Consider the following 21,732-nt stretch of genomic DNA (forward strand, 5'->3'; position numbering starts at 1 on the left):
CCTTGCCACAGGCATCCTCGCTCGGCTCGGGCGAAGCCCATCCGCTTCGGCATGTCCCCGTTATCGTCGTCGGCGGTGGGCAGGCCGGGCTTTCGGTGAGCTACTACCTCAAGCAGGCCGGCATCGACCATCAGGTCATCGAAAAGCAGACCGTCACGCATACGTGGCGCTCGCAGCGCTGGGACGCATTCTGCCTCGTGACGCCGAACTGGCAGTGCGCTCTCCCGGGGTATCCGTATCGCGGTGACGATCCGCACGGCTTTATGAAGAAGGATGAGATCGTGGCCTATCTCGACGGCTTTATCGCGTCGGTCGACGCTCCGGTCCTTGAGCATACGGCGGTGAAGCGCGTGAAACGCGCCTCCGACGGACACTATGAAGTCACGACGTCAAGCGGCATGTTCACGGCAGATCATGTGGTCGTCGCTTCGGGCGGCTACCACACGCCGATCGTGCCGCGGATGGCGGAACGGCTGCCGGTCGAAATCGTTCAACTGCAATCATCGGAGTACCGCAACCCTGAAGCATTGCCCGAAGGCGCGGTGCTGGTCGTGGGTTCGGGGCAGTCCGGTGCGCAAATCGCCGAGGACTTGCATCTCGCGGGACGCAAGGTGTATCTCGCGGTCGGCGAGGCCCCGCGTTGTGCGCGGTTCTATCGCGGGCGCGACGTCGTCGACTGGCTTGCCGATATGGGTTACTACAATCTGCCCGTCGACCAGCATCCCTTGCGCGAAGGCGTACGCGACAACACCAACCACTATGTGACCGGGCGTGACGGCGGCCGCGATATCGACTTAAGGCGTTTTGCAGCAGAAGGGATGGAGCTTTTCGGCCGGCTCGACGATCTGAGTGAGGGGCAGTTGCATTTCGCCCCGAACCTGATCGACAACCTCGACAAGGCCGACGAAACGTACAACCGGATCAACGCCAGCATCGACGCATTCATCGAGAAGCAGGGCATCGACGCGCCGGAACCCGGGCGATATGAGGCGGTGTGGCATCCCGAAAGCGAGCGCAGTGTGCTCGATCTCGCACAGAGCGGCATTACATCGGTGATCTGGTGCATCGGATTCACACCGGATTTCGGATGGCTTGACGCCCCGGTGTTCAACGGTCGCGGATATCCGGCCCATGTGCGCGGTGTGACGCCCCAGCCCGGCTTGTACTTCGTGGGCCTGCCATGGCTGCATACGTGGGGATCGGGACGATTCTCGGGCGTCGCCCGCGATGCGGCGCATATCGTCGACGCCATCCGCGCGGCGTCGGACACCTCGCTCGGCGTATCGGCGAGTCTTGCGGCTTGAGCCGGATGCCGCGAGTCCCGACACGGGTCACTCACACCCGAGCAAAGACGCATAAGTGCCGCATGCTTTCGCGAATCCGTGTCCCCGAACCTCATACGAAGGTATGCGGCAGACGTCAATCACTAAAGGCCTTCGCTATGCGGCCGTTAACCTCGCTAGCGCCTTCGAAGGTACCTGACGGTGCGTTGACAAATCTGTCAAAGGTGAGGCTTCGTCAACGTGACCGGAAAGGTATCACTCGCCGCTACAGATGCGGCGATTTAGTGACCTTTTTGATTCCGGATCCGTTATGTCGACAGCCGGTGCGACGCCGTGTGAGGCACCCGCTCCAGATTGCAGTGAAGTGACGCAAGCGGCCGATGTGCCGACGCTTGCTGCATCGAAGCCCTCCGTTTCGCCCGCGCCGGCCCAGCCGGCTTCAGGCGTCCAGCAGCCTCCGTCGACGCCGACCCAGCACGGTCCTGCCGGCATTCGATTCGACTTCAACGACGGCTGCCGCATTACCTTGCCCGAAGGCGAATGGCGAGTTCTGCTGCGGGACGCCGTGACGGCAAACCCTTTGTTCGAGACGCAGATCTCGGCCGGCACGGTGGCGAGCAGCAAGAAATATTTCGTGCCATTCGAAATCGAAGTCTGGTCGCAAGGCAATGCGATCTTTCGCCACCGGCTTGAACTGTCGGCTCGCCCGGTTCTCGTCCATTTGCCGGTTGGCACGCTGGGCGACACGCTCGGATGGTTTCCCTACGTCGCGAAGTTCGAGCGTCAGCATCGCTGCAAGCTGACGTGCGTGATGGCGGAGCCCTTGATCGCGTTGTTTCGCGATGCGTATCCGACCATCCGTTTTGTGACCCCCGATCAGGTCGATCCCAACGAGTACTACGCGACCTACAACATCGGGTTGTTCTTCACGGATGACGCCAACGTGCGCCAGCCCAGCGATTTTCGTCACGTGGGTCTTCATCGTACCGCGGGCTATATCCTCGGCGTCGACCCCGGCGAGACGCGGCCCGATATCACGCTCCCTGATGACAGTCGGCCGATTCCCGAACCCTATGTGTGCATCGGTACGCAAAGCACGACGCAGTGCAAATACTGGAACAACCCGACCGGATGGCGCGAGATCGTCTCGTTCCTGAAGGAGCAGGGTTATCGCGTGATCTGCATCGATCAGAAGGCCACGCACGGTAGCGGCATGGTGTGGAACCACCTCCCGTACGGTTCCGAAGACATGACCGGGGATCTGCCGCTCGCCGAGCGGGCCCGATGGCTGCGCCACGCAGCGTTTTTCATCGGTCTCAGCAGCGGCCTGTCATGGCTTGCGTGGGCGATGCGCACGCCGGTCGTCATGATCAGTGGCTTTACGCACCCGACCAATGAATTCGACACGCCGTTTCGCGTGATCAACTACCACACGTGCAATAGCTGCTGGAACGATGTGCGCGTGCAATTCGATCACAAGGATTTTCTCTGGTGTCCTCGGCATGCCGGTACGCCGCGGCAGTTCGAATGCACGCGACTGATCACCGCGGATCAGGTCAAGCACACGATCCGCCAGATACCGGGGTTCGGCGTCAAGCAGCAGGCGTGAAAGAAAGCCGCATCGGCCAGGCAACACGAGTACGGCATGCGCAGTACGGCAGGCGCAGCACGGCACGATAACAACAAAGCAGCATCAGACCAGAAGGACGATCTGGCGGTCACGCCAATCGGGGATGCAGATGAAACGATCGACGAGGCGTCGCACGAAGCATGCGCGCACGTTCCTGGGTACCGAGCGCCGCCTGTCACGCCTGACGGGTGCGATGCTCGCCGCGCTGACGATTCAGCCATGGCTCGTCAACGACGCGGCAGCGCAGAGCGTCGTGAGTGCCGGCACGACCGAAACGAACGCCACCATCACGGCAGGCGAAATCGTCGAAGGCACCACGTCGGGCAACACGATCACCGGTTCGACGCAAACCGTCGTCGCCGGCGGTTCGACCGTCAGCTCGACGTTGATCAACGGCGGATCGGAAGTCGTGTCCTCGGGTGGCTCGGCAACCAGCACGACCGTCAGCGCCGGCTCGTTGAACGTGAATTCAGGCGGTCAGGCGAACTGGACATTGCTGACGCCCGGCGGATTGGAAACCGTCGCAGGGACAGATACGGGCGCAACGGTACGCGGCGGCACGCAGACGATTGCATCGGGTGGGACGGCGTCGGGAGCGACCCTCATCAATGGCGGTACCCAGACGGTGCAGAACGGCGGGACCGCGATCGGCACCACGGTGTCGAGCGGCACGCAGACCGTATCGGCCGGCGGCAGCGCAAGCAATACCACCGTGAGCTCCGGCGGAACGCTCAACGTGAGTTCGGGTGGCAGTGCTGTCGGCGTCAATCAGACATCCGGCGCGGTACTGATCACCAACACGTCGGCGACCGTCACCGGGACCAATGCGTCCGGTGCGTTCTCGATTTCGGCGGGTGCGGCGAGTGGCGTCGTGGTCGAGAACGGTGGCCAGCTCACGGTCTTCTCCGGCGATAGCGCAACGAACACCACCATTGGCAATCGCGGCTCGGCGGTCATTTCAGCCGGCGCGACGGCGACCAGCACAACGATCAGCAACGGCGGCACGCTGGCTGTGTCGGGCGGCGCCACGGCCACGAGCGTCAATCAACTCGCAGGCGCGGCGCTCGTAACGACGACAAGCGCGACGGTGACAGGTACCGATCAGCTCGTCACGTCGACTGGCACGATCACGCAATCGTTTTCCATTTCGAACGGCATCGCGACCAACGCGGTGCTTGAAAACGGCGGACAACTGACCGTGCTCGCGGGCGATAGTGCGACATCGACCACGATCAGCCGCGGTGGCTTGATGACGGTGTCGGGCGGTGGTGCAGCGACGACCACGACGGTCGCGAACGGCGGCACGCTCGCTGTGTCGGGCGGGGCCACGGCAACCGATATTTCGCAACTGTCCGGCGGTGCGCTGATCACCAATACGTCCGCCACGATCAACGGCACCAACAGCACATCGGCCCGCACGTTCAGCATCTCGAACGGCAACGCGCAGAACGTGCTGCTCGAAAACGGCGGGCAGTTGACGGTGCTCGCCAACAACAGCGCGACCGATACCGAAGTTCGCAATCGCGGGTCGTTGTTCGTATCGTCGGGTGGGGTTGTCACATCGTCACTCGTGAGCAGCGGAGGTCAGATGACCGTGTCAGGCGGGGGCAGCGCAACCACGACGACACTGACCAGCGGCTCGACCTTGTTCGTATCGGGTGGCGGCACCGCAACGGACATCACTCAGCTTTCGGGCGCGGCGCTCGTCACGAATACGTCGGCCACCGTGAGCGGTGTGAACGCATCGGGTTCGTATGTCATCTCGAATGGCAGCGCGCAGAACGTGCTCGTCGAAAATGGCGGCCAACTGACCGTTCTGAACAACGACACGGCGACGAATACGTACGTCGGCAGCCGCGGCCTTGAAACGGTGTCTTCAGGAGGCACGGCAAGCGGCACGATTGTCACCAGCAGCGGTCAGGAAATCGTGTCGGCCGGTGGCACGTCCGTCGATGCGGTGATCAGCAGTGGCGGCGAGATTCTGGTGTCTTCGGGCGGCAAGACGCGCAATACGACCGTTAGCAGCGGCGGTGCGGAAATCATTTCGTCGGGCGGTACCACCTCCAACTCTGTGGTCGATAGCGGAGGGCAGGAGTTCGTCGACCGGGGTGGCGTCGCGTCGGGCACGATCTTGAGTGGCGGCACGACCTTCGTGAGTTCGGGCGGCCTGACGAGCGGTACGGTGGTCTTCGCCGGCGGTACTGAAGTGGTGTCGTCGGGCGGCACCACGAACGCGACAACGGTATCGAGCGGCGGCACACAGTCCATTTTGTCGGGCGGCGTTGGCAGCAGCACGACGGTCGGAAGCGGCGGTGTGCAGTCCGTTTCGTCGGGCGGCACCGCCAGCGGCACGATCGTCAGCGGCGGGACGCAGAACGTCGCCGGTTCTGCGACCGGGACGATGGTCAGCGCGGGTGGCCAGCAAGTCGTGACCTCGGGCGGTTCCGTCTCCGGCACGACCGTCGGTTCGGGTGGGCAACAGATCGTGAGCGCCGGTGGCACGACGTCGGCGACGACCGTCTCGAGCGGTGGCACGACACAGGTCCTTTCGGGCGGCACGACAACGGGCACGGTCGTCGCAAGCGGCGGCACTGAAGCCATTCACTCGGGAGGCGTCACGAGCGGGTCGACGATCCAGAGCGGCGGCAGCCAGGTCATATCCGCCGGTGGTGTGGCGAGTTCAACGTCGGTGGGTTCGGGCGGTGCGCAGACCGTGCTGTCAGGCGGCATGGCATCCGGAACGCTTGTCGCGAGCGGCGGGACGCAGACCGTATCGAGTGGTGCGACGATCAGCAATACGCAAGTGCTCGACGGCGGCACACAGATTCTGTATGGCGGGCTCGACAGCGCCACGGTGTCGTCGGGCGGCACGCTGAATATCGGGCGAGGCACCGCGTCGGGCGAGCTGACCGGCAATACCGTGGCGAATGGCGCGCTCGTGTTCGACCGGCCAGATACGCTGACCTATGCCGGCGGCATCACGGGCAGCGGGCAGATCCAGCAGATCGGCACCGGCATGACGATTCTCGACGGCAACAGTGCTGCCTTTGCGGGCACAACCGAAGTAGCGTCGGGCACGCTCGAGATCGGCGACATCAATACGCCGCAGGCGACGCTGGGTGGCGACGTCATCGTCGATGCGCCCGGCACGCTGCGCGGGCACGGCACGATCGGCGCAAACGTGATCAACAACGGCATCGTGATGCCGGGTGGTTCGATCGGCACACTGACAGTCAACGGAAACTATACGCAGGCCAATACGGCGACCCTCGCCATCGAAGTCAATCCGACGACGGGGTCGCAGCTGCGCGTGGGCGGTGTTGCAACGCTTGCCGGAGGGTTGTCGGTCTTGTACGACCCGGGCACTTATAAGGCCACGCGTTACGCAATCCTGACCGCAGCAGGCGGTGTCAACGGGCGATTTGCAACCCTGTCGGATACGGTTTCATCGGGTGCTCGTCTTGGCGCACTGTCGCAGGCCGTCGACTACAGCGCCAACGAAGTCGATCTCGTGCTTAGCGGGCAAGGTCCTTCCGATCTCGGCGATCCGTTCGGAACGCCGGGTACCAGTTCGATCACGGGCGTCGTCGTGGCGCCGAGCAATATCAGCATCTATACCGCGCTCGGATCGACGATTGCGTTGTCGGCACAGATGGCGAATGCGTCGTTGCTCGGGCGTTTTCCTCTCTCGGAAGAGGGCGTCGCGCGATCCAGCGCGTGGGTGCTGGCAACGGGCACGCAGATGCAGGTCGGCCCGAACAGTGCGACGCCTGTTCCCGGGTTTCAGGCCCATGAATACGGCTTTCTTGCCGGGTTTGACGGGCCGGTCCATGGCTCGACGCTCGGCGTGGCGATCGGCTATGAGCGCAGCGATATCGACGAATCGGTGACCGGAAATACAGGCACCACCGATACTTTGCAGGCGTTCATCTACGGGGATCACAAGGCAGGGCCGGCGGACCTGTCTGCTTCGATCGGTGCCGGACTCGACTTCCTGTCGCAAAAGCGGCCGTTTGGCCCGGTTGGCACAGCCGAAGGCGACCATTGGGGCCAACAAGCATCGGCCGCCGCTCAAGCGGCACTGCCGATGATGCTGGGCGGGCTGACCGTCACACCGCGTGCCGGTGTGCGCTATGCCTACTTCCACGCGAATCGCTTCGGCGAAAGCGGGGCGAACGGACAGGATCTCAACGTCGGTGCCGACACCGTACGAAGCCTGCAGCCTTACGTTGGGGTGAACTTCGCCAAGCAGTTCGGCAGCGAGCTCAGACCCATCGACGCGGAACTTCGCCTGACCTACGCACGCGAAACCCTCGGCACCGGCCGCGTCGTCGGCGTCGCCTCCCAGGACGGCACGCCATTTGTCGCGCAAGGCACGAGCTTGCCCCGCGACCAACTGACCACCGGCGTCAGCATCAGCATGAAGCCCACCAAGGCCCTCAGCGTATCCGTCAACTTCGACGCGCTTGTCGGCGGCAATCACACGACGGCGGAGGCAGCGAGTGTGAAGGTGAGTTACCGGTTCTAACGAGGGGTTTTACTGGCTAGGTAGGGGCACGGCAGTGACGTAAGGACCACGCGAACGGCACAACATGTTCATGGCTAACGAACCGCATCCCACACGTAAAAAAGGGACGCTTTCGCGTCCCTTTATCGTCTAGAGTGTTGCGCATCGTTGAGAGGCGTCCCCAGCGTTGTCAGAGGCAATACTATCGAACCCGCACGCCACGGTCAACGCTATACCTCGAACATGATCGCTTTGTGATGGCTTCGGGCCGCTCATGCCCAAGCGGGCCTTGTTTGCCAGTCCCGCGGGAAATTGAGATGAGTCAATGCGTCGACATGCTGGCACGACGATAGAGTGCTAAGCAACGAATCACGCCAGGCAGCACCATAGCCCAGCGGGTCGAGCAGCGCTTTCATCATTGTTGCGCGGGCGTAGAAGGTATCTGGCTTGGTCATCTCAAGCGCGTAGTGCGCAAGGTTGCGACCAGTCGGTCGCGCAGGTTGGGATGCCGTCATCTTCAATCCCCACAGCCGGCCGTGATGGGCGCAGACGTTTCGCAGATCGGACAGCGGATGATCCAGCCTACTCCTTCGTGCCGCTCGTGGCCATTGATGCGGTGAAATAGCGCTGGAAGACGAGCAAGACGATGAGCGGGACGATCGAGACGATGACGGTGGCTGCGAAGAGTGAGCCGAAATCGGTCGAGAACTGACCCGCAAAGTCGGCGGTTGCGACGGCGGCGACCTTGTAGCTGGGATCGGGTGCAATCAGTAACGGCCACAGGAACGCTTGCCACTGAAACACAAACAGAATGAGGCCCGCCGAGATAAGCGCAGGGCCCGAAAGCGGGATATAGATTCGCGCGAAAACGCCAAACCAGCCAAGCCCGTCAATACGTGCGGCTTCGGCGAGTTCGGCAGGAATGCCAAGGAAGAACTGGCGGAGCATGAACACCGCGAACCCGTTTCCCACACCCGGCAGAATGATCCCCAGATACGTATTCTGAAGCCCGACCTGCCGGAACAGCGTCAACAGCGGCACGGCGATCGCATCGAACGGAATCAGAAAGCTCACGACGACGATCGAGAAGATCACTGACTTGCCGGGCAGGCGCAGTTTGGCAAGTGCGAACGCGGCCATCGAGCAGATCACCAGACCGAGCACAATTGTCACGAGCGCGACGACGACGCTGTTGAACATCGATCGCCCGAAGGGGCCGTCCAGCACATTGACCAGATTCGAGAACGTCAGACGGTTCGGAATAAACGTCCAGATACTCAGAGGCGACAGGTATTTGAGGATGTCCTGGCCTGGACGCAGTGACGAGATAAACGCCCAATAAAGCGGCGCCATCGACACGGCTCCCACGACCACTGCACCCATCAAAACGAGCCGAGAAGTGCGTTCATGGCCGAACGTTCCGCTTTCCTTGCGAGTCTGTTCGCGTACGGGCATGTCCGATGTCGTACTCATTCGCCGCGCCCCTTCATCATGCGAAACTGAATCATGACCACGACCAGCACGACAGCGACGAGAATCACCGTCGCCGCTGCGCCGCCCTTGTCGTCGTTGTAGACGAAGGTCCGCGTAAAGATGTCGGCCATGATCAGATTTGTCGTGTCCTGAGGACCGCCATTCGTGAGGATCTGAACGGGGGCGAACACGAGAAAGTTCGATACGGTGTCGGCGACCAGCACGAATAGCAGCGGCCTGCGCAACAGTGGCAATGTGACATAGCGGAAACGCTGACGTGCGTTCGCGCCATCAAGTGCGGCGGCTTCGAGCAGCGATACGGGAATGTCTTTGAGCCCGGCAAGCAGGAACGTGGTCCAGTAACCCACGCCGACCCAACTGACCACGATGATGATGCTCGGGAGGGCCTGCACCGTGGACGTCAGAAATCCTTGTGCCGGCAAGCCGAGCGCGACTAGCGTCGCGTTAAGCGGCCCGTCGGGACGCAACGCCACACCCCAGATCAGTGCGGAGATGCTCTGGGGAATCACGACCGGAAGAATCACGAGCGTGCGCCAGAGACCACCCAGCGCGATACGTCGATGCAGGAGGACCGCAATCAGCAACGCGAGCGCAATCTGAAACGGATTGACAATGATCGAGAACAGCGCGGTGCGGTACAGCGAATTGAGGAACGTCGGATCTTCGAACAGCGAGGTATAGGCGCCGAGGCTGATCGAATGACCCGCGTCATCGGACGACAGCGAATGCGCGACGGCGATCACCGCCGGCCAAAGGCGCAAGAAGACCAGTGCGAGAAAGACGGGGGCGAGCATCAATGCGCCCGCTGTCATTTCATTGTGGCTCAGACGCGCTAACCATCCAGATCGTCGAACTTCGTATGCCATCGATGCGCCCTCGATCGTCTCGTCATGGCGCGGTGCAGAACGCTCGCCGTCGACCGCTCTTTGCCACGCACCCACAGGTCGCAAGTTTGATTCAACACGCGACGGACCCAGGCCTGAATTCAGGCTAAGCTTGCGGCCGGCCCCGAACCCGAACCCGAACCCGGACCTGTACCTGTACCTGTACCTGCACTTTGTCGATCCGCCGCGGCCGCCTACTTGAGCCGCGCAAACATCGCCTTGAGTTGCCCATTGGCGCGATCAAGCGTCTGCTTGGGATCAGCGCCGTTACGCACGTCACTGAAGGCCTTGTTCATGATCTCCTCGAACGCGACGTAACCCACGGTGCGCGGACGGCTGATCGCGGTGTTCTTGAGTTCGTAGGGCAACAGCGTCGCATAGGGCGCCGTGGAGTCGCCGCCGAGCTTTGTCTCTTCCGCAACGTGACGATCAAACGCGGCTTTGTTGGCAGGCGGAAGCGGATTGGTCTGCGTCGACAGCAGCGCGCCCTGATCGTCGATCGTCATGAACATCGCAAACTTGAGTGCCTCGTTCGGATGCTTGCTATGCGGGCTGATACCGACGGCCCATGAGTCCGTCGGCGTGACCGGTTTGCCGTTCGCAAAATACGGATGCGGTGCGATCGACCATTTGAGGTTCGAGGTCTTCACAAAATCGTAGAAATTCCAGGGTCCACCGACGAAGTAAGCGATCTGACCGTTGGTAAAGAGCGAACCCATTTGCTCGGGAGCAACGCCTCGCGGAGCAAGACCATTCTTGTACAGGTCGCCGTACCACGTCATCGTCTGGACCCATTTTTGCGTGTTGACCGCTGGGGTCAGCAAGCCTGGACCCGTCAAGCCTGAACCCGCACCGCTCGATTCGAATAGTGGCTGAAGCTGGTAGTAACGATCGACCTGCTCGAACGCCACACCATATTTGGCGCCGGCCGTCTGCGCTTTTTTCGCGTCGGCAAGCAACTGGTCCCACGTCATGCGATGCGCGGGGTCGCCCGACGGCGGTGTGATCCCAGCCTTGGCGAGCAGGTCCTCGTTATAAAACAGCAGTTGCGTCGAGGTCCACTGCGGCAGCGCGTAAAGCTTGCCATCGGTCGACGTCGCAGCAACAGCCTCCGGGGTCGTTTTCTCCGTGACGATGTTCCTCTGCGCGCTCAGGTCCATCAAGAGGCCGCGCTTGGCGAGCGCAGGCACACGCGGTTCATCGACGCCATACAAGTCGATGCTGTCGTCGCCTGCACCGATGCGCGCCTGCACCTGAGCATTGAGCTGATCGAACGGCACACGCTGTTCACGCACCTTGATGCCCGGATTGGCCTTCTCAAATGCCTGAATGACCGGACCATAAGTGCGCTCGTTCTGCGCATGCAGAAAATTGATCGTGACGTCTTCGGCGCGGCTGGGCGACGCGTGCAGCGCCGCGGTCGTTGCCCCAAGTGCCACCACCATCGCCGCGAGACGCGGCGTGAACAAGCGGAATCTCATGGTCGTCTCCTTGTAGTCGGAAATAGGTCAGACGCCCGCGCGAAACGCGGCGAGCCTGGCAAAGAAGTCTCCAAAAACCGCATCGCGGTCGATATAGTCGATGACGCGCACAAGATGGCGCGAGGGGTCCACGCTCCAGCGCACGTCGTTGTTGAGCACTGGACTGGGTGTCAGTGTGGAACGCATCATGCGTGCATCGTTGAGCCAGGCAACCGGCGCCATATCCCAGATAGGTTTTGACCAGCCGAGTGCCTGCTTTTCCTCGCCATAGCCGCGAACACGTTCCGTCAGGAAGGCGCCGAGCACTCCGGTTGGTTCGACGTGCGCGGCCAGTTCGGCGATCGTCGTGCGCAGTGCCGACACGACACCCATGCAGGGCAATAGAACGAGCGACACACCCGAATCGAAGATCACACGCGCGCCGCCGACATCCTGGCGCAGGTTGAATTCACGCGTATCCGGCCACCAGAGTGCATGACCGCCGAGCCATACCAGCACGATTCGATCGATGATGCGAGGCTCGATCAGAATCGCCGATGCGATATTCGTGATGGCCGCCAGTGCGATCACGTAGAGCGGGTCCTCCGGCGTGCTCGCGAGTGCGCGATCGATCAGATCGTGGACAGCATCGTTGCGCTGCGGCTGCTGCGCATCGCCGACATAGTCTGTCGAACCGCGGAAGACAAAGCCCTCATGAGGGCGTTTCATCAGCGCGAGCAGGCGCAGAATCTCCTCGTAGCTGAGCTCCATTCCGTGGCCGGGGCCCGTGGAGCGCGAGTTGAAGAACGGCGCCGCGTAGATCGCCTCGACGGTCATGCGTTCGGGCGACATCAACGCGTAGGCGATCGCGAACTGGTCGTCGATCTCGTTGAAGGTGTCGGAGTCAATGACAGCGCGAATCTTGCGTGAAGGCGGCTCCAGCCGCGCTACGCGTGCGGACTCGGCGAGCGGAGGAAAGGTCATCTCAGTCGTCTCCCGATCACGCCGTGGTGGCCTGTTGCGAGTGCGCGTGCTCGGCACTTGCGTCTACCGCGCCGACGTGAACCTCGGGCGTCGACAATGCCCCTTCGTAAATCACGAGGCCAATGCCGCCGTCCTGATACGGTTGCGTCGCATCCTCGACATCGAAGACAGGCTTGCCCTCGATCGAGCAGCGGATGCGTGAACCTTCGACCGTCACGTGCATGTACTGAGGCTTTTCGAACTGCCAGGCGTAAGCCTGCTCGGCAAGTACAGTGCGTTCGCCGTCGCGGTTCTTGATCAGGCGCAGATACCCGTCGCGACAGAGCAGCAGCGCGTAGTAACGACGCAACCCTTGCACGCGGAACGCGAGCCCGCCTTCCTTGCCGAGGTGAACGGTGATCGGCGCTTGCACCGAGTAGTCCTTCCAGTGCCGCGTGCCATGGATGATGATGCCGTCGCCCACGCTCTGCGAAATGCGGAAGGCCATCGGAAAGTTCTTGCTGAAGAAGCTGACGCTATTGATCCAGGCCGCGCGCCAGAAATCACTCGCCTCGGCCGGGCGGCGAAGATGCAGCTTCGGCGGACCATCCCAACGCACATAGTCGACCAGGAGCGAGCCATTGGCTTGCCCTGCATCGGTGGTCAGCGTGAACCCGAGCTGCTGGATCGGCTGCCCGCCCGTATCGGGCAATTGCCAGCGAAGCACTTTCGACGCGCCGGGAGCGAGCGTGTCGCACGGTCCGTCGATATCACGCAGCGTGTCGTTTTCCGCGTATGCCTTGATACGCAGGCACGTGCGGATCGGCGCTGAGTTCGACGCAGGTGCGCTGACACGCGCCTCGAGCCACTGCCCCGAATAAATCAGGGGCGTCGCCATCAGCTCGTACGTGCGCATTTCGGGCGTGTTCGGCGGCGAAAACGTCGGCGTCATTGCGCTCAATTGCTGACCGGGCGCGAGCGCGCGGAAATCGAGCGCGAGCTGGTTGTCACGGTTAGCGATCTGCAGACCGCCGCGCGCACCACGTCGCGAGTCCGCTTCAAATCCCTGAACACTGCCGGGCAGCGAAAAGTGAAACGTCGCCCCGTTCTTCGGCGCGGCAAGGCGCGGCATGCCTGCGAGCGTGTGACCAAAGCCCACGATGTCGTATGCAACGCGGACGGCATCCGTGACCGCATCGCCGCCGTCGGCCGACGAGATTAGCATCTTGTCGGCGATCGGACCTCGCCAGTCGGGACCCGCATTGATTCCGTCAAGACCGAGCTTGATACCGAGCAGACAGCCGACATTCCCCGAATTACAGTCGGTGTCCCAGCCCGATGTATTGACGATCATCAACGCCTTTTGCAAATCGTCCGGCGCATACAGCAGGCTCATGATGATCAGTGCATGGTTCGGCACCACGTGGCAGTTGCCCGGGAATTTGTCGTAGCCATAGGTGTCCTGGATGCGCTGACGGCAATCGTGCCAGTCCGGCAATTCCTTATGCCACTTGCGCACGTCCGCGATCAGCCGCGCGATCAGGCTATCGGTCGGAATCACGGACAGTCCGACGTCGATCAGATGATCGATATCGTTCGACACGAACGCTTCAGCCTCCATCGCGGCCAGCAGTTTGGCCGCCAGCACGGCTTCACCGTCGTGACTCACCTTCGCCGCTTCTGTCGCAAGTTGAGCGGCGAGTTTCGGCTGTCCCGGTGAGACCATCGCCCAGCCGTCGATAAAGATCTGCGCACCGATCTGCTCGGCCACTGTCTGCCCATTGGTTTCGATCGAGCCGCTGGCCGGCGCGGGTATGCCGCGCTTGAGGTTGAGCCACGCGGTGTGCTCGGTCGAGTTGCCGCTGCCGCCCCACCACAGAATCGCGCGGTTCTCGACGATATTGTTCAGCCAGGTTTTGCCGATCTCTTCCGAGGAGAGATCAGGCTTGATGCCGTGCTCGTTGAACGCGCGCAGAAAGGCGAACGTGCCAGCGACGTCGTCGTCGGTCACGACCAGCGGCACATTGAGTCGATCATGGACGTAGTATTCGATCGGGCCGAGTTCCTTCATGATGCGCTGATGCGTCCAGTTTTCGAACGGCCGCCCGAGGAAGACACCAATCAGCTTGCCGAGCACGCCGGCGTAGACACGTTCGAGGTAATCGTCTGGCAGTGACATGAGTGAGAGTCCTTGATGTGATGCGTGCAAATGAGCGTTGAATTGAGCCCTGGGCCGCGATTGCGAGTCGAGCTGTGAATCGAGTCGTGAATCGAGTCGTGAATCGAGCCGTGAATTGATCCGTGAAGCATGCTTACCCTTTGACTGAGCCGCTTGCCATGCCTTCGATAAAACGCCGCTGCATCAGCAGGAAGAACACGACAATGGGCGCGATGATGATCAACGCGGCCGCCATGATTTCTCCCCAGTCGCTGCTGTATTGGCCGCCCATTGAGTAGAAGCGCACGATGGCCGTCTGCGCGGGGCGTCCTTGCAGAAACGTCGTCGAAATCAGGAATTCGTTCCAGGTGTTGAGACCGGCAATCACAGCGACGGTCAGCACGCCTGGCGAGGCAAGCGGCAAGGTGACGCGCCAGAACACCTGCCATTGATTCGCACCATCCATCACCGCCGCCTCTTCGATTTCGACCGGAATCGCAATGAAATACGTGCGCAGCAGAAAGATCGAAAACGGGCTGTAGATCGCGGTGTAGATAAACGCCGTGGCCACGACGTTATCGACGAGATTGAGCTTGGCGAAGCCGAAGTACAGCGGGAACAGGTAGAGCTGGATCGGCAGCGTCGTCGTCGCGAGGAAATAGCCTGCGATCCATCGCGCACTGCGCGTGCGGCTTCGGGCAAGCGCGTAGGCCGCCATCGAACCGGTCACACAGATCAGCACCATCGTGAGCCCCGTGACCTTCACGCTGTTGAGCAACGCTTGCGCAAGATCCGTGTCGCGCCACGCGCGCACGAAATTGCGCCATTGCGGCACGTGGGGAAGCGACAGCGGGTTGGCCACAATCTCGGCGCTGGTCTTGATCGCGCTGACGGCCATCATGGCAAGGGGCAGCAGGGCAATCACCGCGCCGAGCGTCAGCAGGATGTACGAGATCATGACCGTCGTGCGGTCCGCCGTTTGATTCGCGGAGGCGTTCATACCTGCACCTCGCGCTGTTGAAGACGTACATAGAACACGGTCGCAACAATACCGAACAAGGCGATCACGAGCGCTGCGGCCGCCGCGGGCCCCATCGTGAAGTTATAGAACGCATACCGATACGACAGCGTCGACAGCACCTCGCTTGAATAGGCCGGGCCGCCTTGCGTGAGGATGTAGACGAAGTCGAACGCGAGAAACGACCAGATGACCGTCATGATCATCATCAGCACGATCGTGGGCCGGATCGCGGGCAGCAGCACGTAGCGCATGAGCTGGAAGTAGCGCGCGCCGTCGAGTCGCGCGGCTTCGATCTGCGAGACATCGACCTGACGGAACGCCGCAAAGAAGATCACGCACAGGAAACCCCACCAGTGCCAGAGATCGACGGACGCCACCGCATAAAGGGAGCTCGACGGGCGAGAGAGCGGATCGGATACGTGTAACCCGAACGTCTGCAGGTAACCGATGATGCCGGCGTCAGGGTTGAAGATCATGCCTTGCCAGACTCGCGCAGTGACGACTGTTGCAATGATCGCGGGCAGAAAATAGACGACCTGAAAGAACGTTCGCCCGCGACGCACCATCAACAGCAACGACGCGGCAACCAGACCCATGGCGATCGGGATCGTCAGGAAAATGGCTGTCCATTTGAAGTTGTTGAGCAGGGCAGGCAGAAAGATCGGGTCATCGGCGAGTGCCCGGAAATTGTCGAGCCCGGCAAACGTCGGCGTCGACACGCCGTCCCAGTTTGCAAACGCCATGGCGATCGTGAGCAGCGCGGGGATCAGGATGATCGCTGCGTTGATCAGGAGGGCCGGCAGCAAAAACCACATAACGCATCCACCTTGAGGGGATCGGCAGGCGGGCGATACAGCGTTGCCGGCCGTGCCTGGATATCGATGCCCGAACGCTCGGGAAAGCGTGGCGTTCGAGCGCCCGTCACACGCGTGTTATCGCGCCGCGATCGGCGGCACTTTGCCGTCCTTGAGTTCCTTGGCGAACGTGTCCTGCATCGTCTGCAAGTACTGTGCGACGGTAATCTTGTTGAGCCAGACCTGTTCGATGCCGCGGATCAGATAGTCTTCGGTCGCCGGCGGCCAGTACGTCCACGTCGTGTAGCCGTAGTGACCGTCCTGCACGCCCTTGGCAAAGCCCGAGATGGTCGCTGCGAACAGCGGCGACACATTCTTTTCAAGCTTGGCCTCGCTGATCGACGTCAGCGGCAGATTCCAATCGCCTGGCCAGTCTTTGCTGATGCGGTCGTAGAACGCATCCGAGTAGACATAGTCGAGGAACGCGGCGGCGGCGTCGGGGTTTTGAGAACTCTTGTTGATCGAGAATGTGCTGCCGATGCCGATCGCGTAGGTCGGATACGGCACACCGTCACGCATGCTCGGCAGCGGCGCGACGCCAAGTTCCTGCCCGGTCTGCGCAAAGGCCTTGGTCATGAAGTCGAACGAGAACGTGCCGTTCGGCGCCATGCCGGCTTCACCCTTGGCCAGCCGCAAGGCCTGCTGGTCGCTTGTCAGCGAGAAATAGTCCTTGCCGAACCATCCCTTCTGATACCAGTCGTTGAGCACCCCGATCGCCTGCTGGAACACGGGTGCAGTCCATGGCAACTCGCCCTTGAGCGCCTTATAGACATTGTCGGGGCCCGCGAAGTGGTTGAGTACAACCGTGACGTGCCACTCATTGGCCCCGCGCCAGTCGCCATTACCCACCGAGAACGGCGTGATGCCCTTGGCCTGCATGGCGGTAGCGAGCGTATTGAGTTCGGCGAGTGTTTTCGGCGGTTGCCATCCGTTCTTGGCGAACAGCGTCTTGTTGTAATACAGGACCATCGTTTCGAACGTGCGCGGCAGTGCGTAGATATGGCCGTTGTATTGGCCTGACTTGAGCACCGGCGCGAGGATGCGCTGGTCGAGGTGGTATTTCTGGATATAGCTGTCGAGCGGCAACAGGTGGCCCGAATCGATCAGCGAGAGCGCATAGCTTGGCCCCGGCGTCATGACGATATCGGGGCCGTGCCCGGCGAGCACCGCCATGCGGATCTGCTTGTCGCCGTTGGACGAGCGCACGTCGAGCGTCAGCGGGCTGCCCGGGTTGGCCGCGTTGAACGGCTCGACGAGATCCTTTTGCAGGACCTTTTGCTGGTCCGGCGTGCCGCCGCGTTGATACCAGAGCGTAATCGGGCCGGCCGCCCATGCAGCGGGCGAGGGCAGCGCGAGCGCCGTGCAGGCGGCCATCGCGGTGCCGATCAGCGCGCGGCTCAAGGCCGTGCGCCAGGTTGTCGTTGCGAAGTGTCGAGTCATCGATGTCTCCCGATAGAGATGTTCGTGGGGCCGCAACTTCACGCAGACGCGCGTGAGACGACCTCGAATGGCATTTCCCGATGCCGGGCCGGCGTGCCCGGCGGCAGGTCACTGATTCGCTGCAGGATCATGTGCGCGGCGACCTGGCCGAGCACGTTTTGAAACTGATTGACGGTCGTGAGCGAGGGCGTGAGCACGCGTGCCGCGAAGATATCGTCGAAGCCCATGACCGCCATGTCGTCGGGCATGCGGACATTCGCCTCCCTGAGCACCTGCATGACGCCGATCGCCATCAGATCGTTGGCCGCGAAGATCGCGCTCGGGCGTGAAGATCGCGCAAGAATGTCGCGCGCCGCGCGTGCACCGCCGTCTTCATCGAAGTTCGTCGACACGACGATGTCAGGCGCGAGTCCGGCTTCGCGCATCGTGCGTTCATAGCCCATTGCGCGCGAATCCTGGGGGCCGCCCGCGCCGGTGACCATCGTGATGCGCGAGTGCCCGCGTTCGAGCAGGTAACGGGTTGCCGCGGTTGCGGCGGCCTTGTTGTCGACGAACAGATTGTCGATCGGCAGCGGTCCGCGTTTCTTGGCCGCCGTTTCGATCCGCAGCACGCCGATGCCGGCGCGCGTCAGCGGTTCGAAGTCTTGCGCGCGCAGGGAGAAGAACACGCCGACGATGCCGTCGACGCGGCCTTGCATGCCCCACTGAAGCACGCGTTTCTCGCGCTCAGCGTCCGAGTGCGTGTTGAGCACGATGACGTCGTAGCCTTCGCCTTCGGCCGCGAGCTGCACGCCACGTACGAGCGTCGGATAGAACGGGTTGCCGATATCGGGCACGACGCAGGCGAGCGTCATCGTGCGGTGCGTCTTGAGCGCTTGTGCAAGCCGGTTCGGCACATATCCGAGTTCGCGCGCAGCATTGAACACGCGTTCCAGCGTTTCGCCGGGAAACGATTGCGTGGTCGAATTGCCGAGAATCAACGACACAGTCGTCTGCGAAACATTCGCAAGACGAGCGATGTCGCGCTGCGTCGCACGTCGTGCGAGCACCGGTTTCTTGTCCATCGAGGCTGATTAGTAATTCGTATTAGTAGCCACGTTATCACGCGTTTTGGGCGAGAACATACGAGGGTTGTCCCTTAGAACTGCATGGCGGCGGTAAAAAGTCGAGGCGGGCGAAGATGTGCCGTCGATATTGCCGAACGTGTGAAGGCATGACGTCAGGAGCGCGACAAATTGATGTCAGTGATGTGTGCGAGACAGGTGCACATCGGGCCGTCGTTGGCCCTGTCGAACTACTGACATTCCGGCACGTAGCCGACGACGCGCCGAAATCGAAGCATGTCGCAAACGACGCTAAAGTTGTCATTTAAGGCGATACGCAATCGTGACCTCGATCGCTAAAGTGGCTCCCGTTGCATGTCGCAACGACATCGAATCTGGAGATCACTCATGAAGGTTTTTGCAACTGGCAATCTCACCAGGCAACCGACGCCTGAAGAGCAGCAGACCGTGATGGTGAAAGAAGTCCCGGCGACGCTTCAGCTCTATCTGGACGGCAAGATCGAACAGTTCTGGTTTCGCACGGATCGCCCCGGCGTGGTGTTCCTGATGGACGTTGCGTCGGTCGAGGAAGCCAAAGCCACCGTAGGCAAGCTCCCGCTCGCCGCAGGTGGCTTCATTTCGTTCGACTTCACGCCAGTGGGCCCGCTTACCCCGCTGGGACGTCTGATTCAGCACTAAGCGCCGGGCGCGTCGGCTAAATGATCGACGCGCTTGCGGGGGCGGGTGGCTGCGACGTTTCGTATGGGCGTGGCATCCGCGCCCGCAATGGCGTATTGTCGTAAACATCGAATTCAGGGGCATTCACGCCATGCGTATTTCTGTGCTCGCGCTCGAAGGAGTGTTCGATACGGGCCTGTCCGTCACACTCGATTCCATACGGGCTGCCAATAACCTTGCGGTCCGCGCGATGGGCAGCAAGAAGCCCTTGTTCGATGTTTCCGTGGTGGGGGTGCGCAAGCGCGTGCGCTCCGGGCAAGGCTTTCTCATTCCGGTCGAGCCGATCACGCCCGCGCTGAAACCCGATTGGATCGTGGTTCCGGCAGTCGGCGCGCCCGTTCCGGAACTGCTGCTTCCTGTGCTTGATCGACCCGATGTCGTTGAAGCCCAGGCGCAGCTGCTCGAGTGGAACGCCGAAGGCGCGATGATTGCCGGCTCCTGCCTGGGGACCTTTATCCTTGCCGAGGCCGGCTTGCTCGACGATCGCGAGGCGACGACCACATGGTCGCTTTCGCCGCTGTTTCGTCAACGCTATCCGAACGTCAAGCTCGACGAATCGCGCATGCTTGTCGCGACGGATGTCGGCGTGACCGCCGGCGCCGCGATGGGGCACCTCGATCTGGCGCTCTGGCTGATCCGTAAGGCCAGCCCGGAACTCGCGACGCTCGTGTCACGCTATCTGCTGGCCGATATCCGGACCTCGCAAGCGGCGTACATCATCCCGAATCATCTTGCCCAAGCCGACCCGCTTGTGCAGCGCTTCGAACAGTGGTCGCGCAAGAACCTCAAAACGGGGTTCTCGCTGCAAGACGCGGCCAGCGCGCTGGCAACAAGCCCTCGTTCATTGCAACGCCGTTGCCAGGAGGTGCTGGGTAAATCGCCGCTTGCATACTTCCAGGACCTGCGCGTCGAGCGTGCGCAGTCACTGCTTCACGGTAGCGGTATGGACGTCGAAGCGATTGCAGCAGAAGTCGGATACGTCGATGGCGCGACCTTGCGCACACTGTTGCGTCAGCGATTGGGCAAAGGCGTGAGGGACCTTCGGAATGCGTTGCGATGACACACGCTTAGCCATCGAGACGCACCACGCAGAACGTGCCGCAGCGGATCCTGTCGCAAATGGCCATAAAGTTGTCGTTTGCGCCTCTGCCACGTCATCGAAGCGAGCCTTAGACTTGAGTCCGGAATGCACAGCATCACCCTGAGTGCATCGATCGCAAACAGTCGCACGGCGCGGCATGGGCTCAAGCGCCATGCAATGGCCGGCTGGTTGCATTCAATCGGAGGGCAGGATGGCAGCAGCAGGACAGGATTCGCAACACTACACACCGGAAGGGCTGGTGCAGCGCCTTGAAGGCGCGCTCTCATCCCTGGGGCGTGAGGGGCACGCTCTGCGAGCGGAAGATCTCGCGCCGCTGGACCAATTTCATTCGCGCGGCCTCGAGGCGACGGTCGAATTGGCGGACGTTCTTCAGGTCAATGCATCGTCCCGGGTGCTGGATATCGGCTCGGGGTTGGGCGGCCCGTCTCGCTATCTGGCTGCAAAGTACGGATGCGCTGTGACCGGCATTGATTTCAGCTTACCGTTCGTTGAAGCTGCGGCACTCCTGGCCGAGAAGACGGGGCTCGCCGGCCGCGTGTCCTATCGTCAGGCGAATGCCCTGAGTTTGCCGTTCGATGCCGAAGCATTCGATGCGGCATGGACGCAGCATGTTGCGATGAACATCGCCGATCGCGCCGGACTCTATCGGGAAGCGTTTCGCGTATTGCGTTCGGGAGGTCGCTTTGCGATCTATGACGTGGTGGCACTCAACGATGCGCTGCCGTATTTCCCTGTCCCTTGGGCGACGGATTCGTCGACGAGCTTTCTCGTGACGGCAGATGAAACGATGCGTCTTGTCGAGGCGCAGGGGTTTCGGCGGGTCTGGTCGGCGGATAGCACGCAAGCCGGCGCGGAGTGGTTTGCCCAACGTGAAAAAGAACGCGCGCAACGGACATCGCCCCCTGCGTTGGGTCTTCACCTCGCTATGGGGCCGGGATTTGCACAGATGGGCGCCAATTTGTCCCGTAGCTTGCAAGAGGGCCGCGTCGGCTTGCTGCAAGCCATGTTTGAAAAGCCCTGATCGCAAGCGCCATCGCGCGGCACACGATGCGACGACGTCAAGCTTGCCGTCGTCGCGCATTGGAAGAAGGTGCTTGCGATTGCGCAGTCGGCTGACACTGCCTAAAGTAGATCAACCCACACGAGGGCAACGAT

The 21,732-nt window shown here is 61.7% G+C and carries 15 protein-coding genes; 6 read left to right on the plus strand and 9 right to left on the minus strand.

The window, feature by feature from the left end:
• Positions 1-2 precede the first annotated feature (2 nt).
• The 3 genes from ACMFWR_RS20430 (at position 3) to ACMFWR_RS20440 (ending at position 7,441) form a co-directional block, all read left to right on the plus strand.
• Positions 3-1,304: an MSMEG_0569 family flavin-dependent oxidoreductase gene (locus ACMFWR_RS20430; RefSeq protein ID WP_413197301.1), complete on the plus strand. Its 1,302-nt coding sequence runs from the start codon at positions 3-5 to the stop codon at positions 1,302-1,304.
• Between the two features lie 289 nt (positions 1,305-1,593).
• On the plus strand, positions 1,594-2,892 hold the full coding sequence (locus ACMFWR_RS20435) for an autotransporter strand-loop-strand O-heptosyltransferase (RefSeq protein ID WP_413196515.1): 1,299 nt from the start codon (positions 1,594-1,596) through the stop codon (positions 2,890-2,892).
• A 130-nt stretch (positions 2,893-3,022) separates the two neighbouring features.
• Positions 3,023-7,441, plus strand: coding sequence for an AIDA repeat-containing protein (locus ACMFWR_RS20440; protein WP_413196516.1), 4,419 nt, complete (start codon positions 3,023-3,025; stop codon positions 7,439-7,441).
• 561 nt (positions 7,442-8,002) lie between these two features.
• On the opposite strand, the gene ACMFWR_RS20445 is transcribed toward ACMFWR_RS20440, so the two are convergent.
• The 9 genes from ACMFWR_RS20445 to ACMFWR_RS20485 all read right to left on the minus strand — a co-directional run bounded on the left by ACMFWR_RS20445 (position 8,003) and on the right by ACMFWR_RS20485 (position 18,758).
• The gene (locus tag ACMFWR_RS20445; protein WP_413196517.1) at positions 8,003-8,893 is read right to left on the minus strand and encodes a carbohydrate ABC transporter permease; all 891 of its coding nucleotides are present in this window, start codon (positions 8,891-8,893) and stop codon (positions 8,003-8,005) included.
• Positions 8,890-9,780 carry a carbohydrate ABC transporter permease gene (locus ACMFWR_RS20450; RefSeq protein WP_413196518.1) on the minus strand — a complete coding sequence of 297 codons (891 nt, stop codon included), beginning with the start codon at positions 9,778-9,780 and terminating at the stop codon, positions 8,890-8,892. The genes ACMFWR_RS20445 and ACMFWR_RS20450 overlap by 4 nt, the downstream gene beginning before the upstream one ends.
• Before the next feature lie 212 nt (positions 9,781-9,992).
• On the minus strand, positions 9,993-11,279 hold the full coding sequence (locus ACMFWR_RS20455) for an extracellular solute-binding protein (RefSeq protein WP_413196519.1): 1,287 nt from the start codon (positions 11,277-11,279) through the stop codon (positions 9,993-9,995).
• A 27-nt stretch (positions 11,280-11,306) separates the two neighbouring features.
• Positions 11,307-12,242, minus strand: a complete 936-nt coding sequence (locus ACMFWR_RS20460) for a nucleoside hydrolase (RefSeq protein ID WP_413196520.1) — start codon at positions 12,240-12,242, stop codon at positions 11,307-11,309.
• Positions 12,243-12,258: 16 nt separating this feature from the next.
• Complete coding sequence (locus ACMFWR_RS20465) at positions 12,259-14,400, minus strand: ADP-ribosylglycohydrolase family protein (protein WP_413196521.1); 2,142 nt, start codon at positions 14,398-14,400, stop codon at positions 12,259-12,261.
• Between the two features lie 133 nt (positions 14,401-14,533).
• Positions 14,534-15,379 carry a carbohydrate ABC transporter permease gene (locus tag ACMFWR_RS20470; protein ID WP_413196522.1) on the minus strand — a complete coding sequence of 282 codons (846 nt, stop codon included), beginning with the start codon at positions 15,377-15,379 and terminating at the stop codon, positions 14,534-14,536.
• Positions 15,376-16,215: a carbohydrate ABC transporter permease gene (locus ACMFWR_RS20475; RefSeq protein ID WP_413196523.1), complete on the minus strand. Its 840-nt coding sequence runs from the start codon at positions 16,213-16,215 to the stop codon at positions 15,376-15,378. Before ACMFWR_RS20475 ends, ACMFWR_RS20470 begins: the two co-directional genes overlap by 4 nt.
• A gap of 117 nt (positions 16,216-16,332) precedes the next feature.
• A complete protein-coding gene (locus tag ACMFWR_RS20480) occupies positions 16,333-17,694 on the minus strand; it encodes an ABC transporter substrate-binding protein (RefSeq protein ID WP_413196524.1) in 1,362 nt (453 codons plus the stop codon).
• A gap of 38 nt (positions 17,695-17,732) precedes the next feature.
• Positions 17,733-18,758 (minus strand): LacI family DNA-binding transcriptional regulator, encoded by a 1,026-nt coding sequence (locus ACMFWR_RS20485; RefSeq protein WP_413196525.1) that lies wholly within the window; start codon positions 18,756-18,758, stop codon positions 17,733-17,735.
• A gap of 387 nt (positions 18,759-19,145) precedes the next feature.
• Between ACMFWR_RS20485 and ACMFWR_RS20490 the strand changes: the two genes are divergently transcribed.
• From ACMFWR_RS20490 to ACMFWR_RS20500, 3 genes are all read left to right on the plus strand, one after another.
• Positions 19,146-19,436, plus strand: coding sequence for a hypothetical protein (locus tag ACMFWR_RS20490; protein WP_413196526.1), 291 nt, complete (start codon positions 19,146-19,148; stop codon positions 19,434-19,436).
• 130 nt (positions 19,437-19,566) lie between these two features.
• Positions 19,567-20,535, plus strand: coding sequence for a GlxA family transcriptional regulator (locus ACMFWR_RS20495; RefSeq protein WP_413196527.1), 969 nt, complete (start codon positions 19,567-19,569; stop codon positions 20,533-20,535).
• Between the two features lie 232 nt (positions 20,536-20,767).
• A complete protein-coding gene (locus ACMFWR_RS20500; protein WP_413196528.1) occupies positions 20,768-21,598 on the plus strand; it encodes a class I SAM-dependent methyltransferase in 831 nt (276 codons plus the stop codon).
• The last annotated feature ends 134 nt before the right edge of the window (positions 21,599-21,732 follow it).

The sequence above is a fragment of the Pararobbsia alpina genome, assembly GCF_965118125.1.
In the GTDB taxonomy this organism is placed as follows: domain Bacteria; phylum Pseudomonadota; class Gammaproteobacteria; order Burkholderiales; family Burkholderiaceae; genus Pararobbsia; species Pararobbsia alpina_A.